This is a genomic window from Colwellia sp. MB3u-45, from assembly GCF_014077005.1.
Classification (GTDB): Bacteria; Pseudomonadota; Gammaproteobacteria; order Enterobacterales; family Alteromonadaceae; genus Cognaticolwellia.
In genome coordinates, this window is record NZ_JACGVC010000058.1 from 1 (window position 1) to 5,571 (window position 5,571).

At 48.6% G+C, this 5,571-nt stretch carries 2 tRNA genes and 3 rRNA genes; all 5 read right to left on the minus strand.

The features are described from left to right. A 5S ribosomal RNA gene (rrf, locus tag H4J41_RS17445) occupies positions 1-113 on the minus strand; the annotation flags it as partial. 172 nt (positions 114-285) lie between these two features. Continuing rightward, positions 286-3,178: ribosomal RNA gene (locus H4J41_RS17450) — 23S ribosomal RNA — on the minus strand. Positions 3,179-3,603: 425 nt separating this feature from the next. After that, positions 3,604-3,679 (minus strand) — tRNA-Ala (locus H4J41_RS17455). A 116-nt stretch (positions 3,680-3,795) separates the two neighbouring features. Further along, positions 3,796-3,872: transfer RNA gene (locus H4J41_RS17460), tRNA-Ile, on the minus strand. A 122-nt stretch (positions 3,873-3,994) separates the two neighbouring features. Then, a 16S ribosomal RNA gene (locus H4J41_RS17465) occupies positions 3,995-5,539 on the minus strand. Positions 5,540-5,571 lie beyond the last annotated feature (32 nt).

Sequence of the window (5,571 nt, forward strand, 5' to 3'; positions counted from 1 at the left end):
CTAGCAATGTCCTACTCTCACATGGGAACTCCCACACTACCATCGGCGCTAACACGTTTCACTTCTGAGTTCGGAATGGGATCAGGTGGGGCCATGTCGCTATTGTCGCTAGACAAAAAGGGTACAATCTAAAAAGCTGTATCAGTGAGACTTGTCTCAGTGATGTATAAATACGTTTTGTGTTCTTTGTTTCTCTTATTCATCACTTATGTACGTGATGTTGCATATTCCTATGCAATTCTACTATGTCAAACGACACACAACTTAAAACCACTTGGGTGTTGTATGGTTAAGCCTCACGGGTAATTAGTATTGGTTAGCTCAAGACCTCGCAGTCCTTACACACCCAACCTATCAACGTTGTAGTCTCCAACGACCCTTTAGGGAGCTTAAAGCTCCAGTGAGAACTCATCTCAAAGCCTGCTTCCCGCTTAGATGCTTTCAGCGGTTATCAGTTCCGAACGTAGCTACCGGGCAATGCTATTGGCATAACAACCCGAACACCAGCGGTTCGTCCACTCCGGTCCTCTCGTACTAGGAGCAGCCCTCTTCAATTCTCAAACGCCCACGGCAGATAGGGACCGAACTGTCTCACGACGTTCTAAACCCAGCTCGCGTACCACTTTAAATGGCGAACAGCCATACCCTTGGGACCGACTTCAGCCCCAGGATGTGATGAGCCGACATCGAGGTGCCAAACACCGCCGTCGATATGAACTCTTGGGCGGTATCAGCCTGTTATCCCCGGAGTACCTTTTATCCGTTGAGCGATGGCCCTTCCATACAGAACCACCGGATCACTATGACCTACTTTCGTACCTGCTCGACGTGTCTGTCTCGCAGTTAAGCTGGCTTATGCCATTGCACTAACCGTACGATGTCCGACCGTACTTAGCCAACCTTCGTGCTCCTCCGTTACTCTTTAGGAGGAGACCGCCCCAGTCAAACTACCCACCAGACAGTGTCCCCAAGCCCGATAAGGGCCCTAGGTTAGAACATCACGCATACAAGGGTGGTATTTCAAGGTAGACTCCACCACATCTAGCGACATGGTTTCATAGTCTCCCACCTATCCTACACATGTAGGAGCAATGTTCACTGTCAAGCTATAGTAAAGGTTCACGGGGTCTTTCCGTCTAGCCGCGGGTATACGGCATCTTAACCGCAATTTCAATTTCACTGAGTCTCGGGTGGAGACAGTGTGGCCATGATTACGCCATTCGTGCAGGTCGGAACTTACCCGACAAGGAATTTCGCTACCTTAGGACCGTTATAGTTACGGCCGCCGTTTACCGGGGCTTCGATCATGAGCTTCTCCGAAGATAACCCAATCAATTAACCTTCCGGCACCGGGCAGGCGTCACACCGTATACGTCATCTTTCGATTTTGCACAGTGCTGTGTTTTTAATAAACAGTTCCAGCCACCTGGTTACTTCGACTCTCCGATGCTTACTGAGCAAGTCATTCACATTAGAGAGCGTACCTTCTCCCGAAGTTACGGTACTATTTTGCCTAGTTCCTTCACCCGAGTTCTCTCAAGCGCCTTAGTATTCTCTACCTAACCACCTGTGTCGGTTTGGGGTACGGTTCCTATATATCTGAAGCTTAGAAGCTTTTCCTGGAAGCATGGCATCAATGACTTCAATTCCGTAGAATCTCGTCTCGTATCTCAGTGTTTAATGAAGTCCCGGATTTACCTAAGACAACCACCTACATACTTTCACACGGACTACCAACGCCGTGCTCACCTAGCCTACTCCGTCCCTCCTTCGCAATATATAGAAGTACAGAAATATTAATCTGTTTCCCATCGACTACGCGTTTCCGCCTCGCCTTAGGGGCCGACTTACCCTGCCCTGATTAACATGGGACAGGAAACCTTGGTCTTTCGGCGGGGGAGTTTTTCACTCCCCTTATCGTTACTCATGTCAGCATTCGCACTTCTGATACCTCCAGCAAGCTTTACAACTCACCTTCAACGGCTTACAGAACGCTCCCCTACCACTTGAACCTAAGTTCAAATCCGCAGCTTCGGTGACTAGTTTAGCCCCGTTACATCTTCCGCGCAGACCGACTCGACTAGTGAGCTATTACGCTTTCTTTAAAGGATGGCTGCTTCTAAGCCAACCTCCTAGCTGTCTATGCCTTTCCACATCGTTTCCCACTTAACTAGTACTTTGGGACCTTAGCTGGCGGTCTGGGTTGTTTCCCTCTTCACAACGGACGTTAGCACCCGTAGTGTGTCTCCCGCATATCACTCATTGGTATTCGGAGTTTGCAAAGGGTTGGTAAGTCGGGATGACCCCCTAGCCTTAACAGTGCTCTACCCCCAATGGTGTTCGTGCGAGGCTCTACCTAAATAGATTTCGGGGAGAACCAGCTATCTCCCGGCTTGATTAGCCTTTCACTCCGACCCACAAGTCATCACCGCATTTTTCAACATACGTGTGTTCGGTCCTCCAGTTGATGTTACTCAACCTTCAACCTGCCCATGGGTAGATCGCCGGGTTTCGGGTCTATACCCTGCAACTAAACGCGCAGTTAACACTCGCTTTCGCTACGGCTCCCCTATTCGGTTAACCTTGCTACAGAATATAAGTCGCTGACCCATTATACAAAAGGTACGCAATCACTAGACTAAATCTAGCTCTCACTGCTTGTACGTATGCGGTTTCAGGTTCTATTTCACTCCCCTCACAGGGGTTCTTTTCGCCTTTCCCTCACGGTACTGGTTCACTATCGGTCAGTTAGGAGTATTTAGCCTTGGAGGATGGTCCCCCCATGTTCAGTCAACGTTTCACGTGTGCCGACCTACTCGATTTCATGATAAGTTTATTTTCGTGTACGGGGCTATCACCCTGTATCGCTCTACTTTCCAGTAGATTCCACTAACTTACAAACCACTTAAGGGCTAATTCCCGTTCGCTCGCCGCTACTAAGGAAATCTCGGTTGATTTCTTTTCCTCGGGGTACTTAGATGTTTCAGTTCTCCCGGTTCGCCTCAACAAGCTATGTATTCACTTGTTGATACCCGCCTTACGACGGGTGGGTTTCCCCATTCGGATATCTTTGGCTATAACGGTTTTTATCACCTCACCAAAGCTTTTCGCAGATTAACACGTCCTTCATCGCCTCTAACTGCCAAGGCATCCACCACATACGCTTAGTCACTTAACCATACAACCCCAAGTAGTCTTTCCTTATAAATAAGAAGAAGCTAGTTAGTACACCGTGGAGACTAATCCACAGCAATTGTAAAGTCTGACATTTTCACGCACACAAAGTGTGTCTTGAATAAGAGTGGTAACAAATTTAACTCGTAAAAGTAAACTTATTACCGGGTTGATTACGTTTCCGAGGAGGACCCGTAATCACCATCGTTAATAGGCGATATTCCTATTAATAACAGCTTGGTATTTATAATTTACAAACAACAGCGCGACACCGTGTTTGTCATATAAATACCGGTATTTATATCAGCTTTCCAGATTGTTAAAGAATTAGTCATTCACACACATTCGGTGAGGACTTGGTTTAAAAAACCAAACTTAACTTATCAACTTTTGATAGTTTAAGTTTGGTCTCTTTCTTTAGTGAAGAAGTGGTGGAGCTAAGCAGGATCGAACTGCTGACCTCCTGCGTGCAAGGCAGGCGCTCTCCCAGCTGAGCTATAGCCCCGCAATGGGAAACACACTTTAAGCTAAAACGTAATATTTTGTTCTATATCAAGGCGGTTTATCGCGACATGTAGTTTCCTACATGAGTGATGAACCAACGAAGATAGAGGACGAAATTGGTAGGTCTGGGCAGACTTGAACTGCCGACCTCACCCTTATCAGGGGTGCGCTCTAACCAGCTGAGCTACAGACCTATTTCTCTTTCAAGAATTTACGTCCGAAGCTAGCGTGTTTGGACTTCTTCTAATTTGTTATCATGTAATTTGTGTGAACACTCGTAGAACCGAGGTTCTCATTAAGCTGTTTTACTTCAAGATAAGGAGGTGATCCAACCCCAGGTTCCCCTAGGGTTACCTTGTTACGACTTCACCCCAGTCATGAATCACAAAGTGGTGACCGTCCTCCCCGAAGGGTTAAACTAGCCACTTCTTTTGCAACCCACTCCCATGGTGTGACGGGCGGTGTGTACAAGGCCCGGGAACGTATTCACCGTAGCATTCTGATCTACGATTACTAGCGATTCCGACTTCATGGAGTCGAGTTGCAGACTCCAATCCGGACTACGACAAGCTTTGTGGGATTCGCTCAACCTCGCGGTATTGCAGCCCTCTGTACTTGCCATTGTAGCACGTGTGTAGCCCATCCCGTAAGGGCCATGATGACTTGACGTCGTCCCCACCTTCCTCCGGTTTATCACCGGCAGTCTCCTTAGAGTTCCCGACATAACTCGCTGGCAAATAAGGATAGGGGTTGCGCTCGTTGCGGGACTTAACCCAACATTTCACAACACGAGCTGACGACAGCCATGCAGCACCTGTCACAGAGTTCCCGAAGGCACAAGTCTATCTCTAGTCTCTTCTCTGGATGTCAAGGGATGGTAAGGTTCTTCGCGTTGCATCGAATTAAACCACATGCTCCACCGCTTGTGCGGGCCCCCGTCAATTCATTTGAGTTTTAACCTTGCGGCCGTACTCCCCAGGCGGTCAACTTAGCGCGTTAGCTACGCCACCCACAGATCAAGTCTACAGACGGCTAGTTGACATCGTTTACGGCGTGGACTACCAGGGTATCTAATCCTGTTTGCTCCCCACGCTTTCGTGCCTCAGTGTCAGTCTTTGTCCAGGTAGCCGCCTTCGCCACTGATGTTCCTTCCAATCTCTACGCATTTCACCGCTACACTGGAAATTCCACTACCCTCTACAAAACTCTAGCTTGCCAGTTCAAAATGCAGTTCCCAGGTTGAGCCCAGGGCTTTCACATCTTGCTTAACAAACCACCTACGCACGCTTTACGCCCAGTAATTCCGATTAACGCTTGCACCCCTCGTATTACCGCGGCTGCTGGCACGAAGTTAGCCGGTGCTTCTTCTGCGAGTAACGTCACAGCTAGTGGCTATTAACCACTAACCTTTCCTCCTCGCTGAAAGTGCTTTACAACCCGAAGGCCTTCTTCACACACGCGGCATGGCTGCATCAGGCTTTCGCCCATTGTGCAATATTCCCCACTGCTGCCTCCCGTAGGAGTCTGGGCCGTGTCTCAGTCCCAGTGTGGCTGATCATCCTCTCAAACCAGCTAGAGATCGTCGCCTAGGTGAGCTCTTACCTCACCTACTAGCTAATCTCACTTGGGCTAATCAAATGGCGGGAGGTGCCGAAGCATCCCCCCCTTTGGTCCGTAGACGTTATGCGGTATTAGCAGTCGTTTCCAACTGTTGTCCCCCACCATAAGGCATATTCCCAAGCATTACTCACCCGTCCGCCGCTCGTCAGCAGATAGCAAGCTATCTCTGTTACCGCTCGACTTGCATGTGTTAAGCCTGCCGCCAGCGTTCAATCTGAGCCATGATCAAACTCTTCAATTAAAAATCGTTTGTGATGCTCACCTTAACTCACC